This window comes from Kitasatospora sp. NPDC097643, from assembly GCF_040302625.1.
Taxonomy (GTDB): Bacteria; Actinomycetota; Actinomycetes; order Streptomycetales; family Streptomycetaceae; genus Kitasatospora.
In genome coordinates, this window is record NZ_JBEOSA010000178.1 from 1 (window position 1) to 1,204 (window position 1,204).

Here is a 1,204-nt window from a genome sequence, read left to right on the forward strand (position 1 = left end):
TCGGCATCCTCAAGTCCGGTGCGGCGTACCTTCCGATCGATCCGGAGTATCCGGCCGAGCGGATCGCTTACCTGGTCGGCGACGCCGCCCCCGGAGTCGTGCTGACGGATCGTCACCTCGACGTTCCGTCGCTGCTGATCGGCGATCCGGCCATGGTGGCCGCCTGGGATCGTCAACCGACGGGAACCCCGGACGTGTCGGTGCGTGCGGCCAGTGCCGCCTACGTGATCTACACCTCGGGTACCAGTGGCACCCCGAAGGGCGTGACGGTCACACACGCCGGTGTGGGCGGTTTCGCCGCCGGGTTGTGCGGGCGTGCGGGTGTGGGTGGGTCGGGTCGGGTGTTGCGGTCGGCGTCGTTGAGTTTTGACGCGTCGGTCCTGGAACTCGTTCTGGCCTGGGGCGCGGGGGCGGCGCTGGTGGTGCCGGGTGGTTCGGTCCTGGTGGGTGCGGAGCTGGAGGAGGCGCTGGCGTCGGGCGGTGTGACGCATGCGTTCCTGCCGCCCTCGGTTCTGGCGACGTTGCCCGCGGGTGCGTGGGAGCGGCTGGACGGCCTGGCGGGTCTGGTTGTTGGTGCGGAGGCGTGCTCGGCGGAGTTGGTGGAGCGCTGGGCACCCGGGCGCCGGATGGTCAACGCGTATGGCCCGACGGAGATCACGGTGGCGGCGGCGATCAGTGATCCGTTGCTGCCGGGTGGGGGTGTGCCAATCGGTCGCCCGGTCCCGGGGGCGGGTGTGCTGGTGCTGGACGAGAGGCTCGGCCTGGTACCGGCAGGCGTCCCGGGCGAGCTGTATATATCCGGTGCGGGCTTGGCGCGTGGTTACTCGTCCCGGTTTGCCCTGACCGCCGAGCGATTCGTTGCCAACCCGTTCGGCGCGCCCGGTGACCGCATGTACCGCACCGGCGATGTGGTGCGGTGGCGGGCGGATGGCCGCCTGGAGTACGTGGGTCGTGCGGACGATCAGGTGAAGATCCGGGGCTTCCGCGTCGAACCGGCCGAGGTGCAGGCGGTGTTGGAGCGGGAGCCTGGGGTGTCGCAGGCGCTGGTGGTGGCGCGGCGGTATGAGGACGATGACGTGCGCCTGGTGGCGTATGTGGTGCCGTCTGCGGACTCGGAGGGGTCGACGGGTGAGCAGGTGGAGGAGTGGCGGGAGATCTATGACTCGGTGTATTCCGGGTCGGACGGTGGTGTGTTGGGGGAGGG

General features: G+C 70.1%; 1 protein-coding gene. It reads left to right on the forward strand.

Annotated features, from left to right (window positions below):
* On the forward strand, positions 1-1,204 hold a 1,204-nt coding region (locus ABTY15_RS39695; protein ID WP_350607703.1), incomplete at both ends, for an amino acid adenylation domain-containing protein.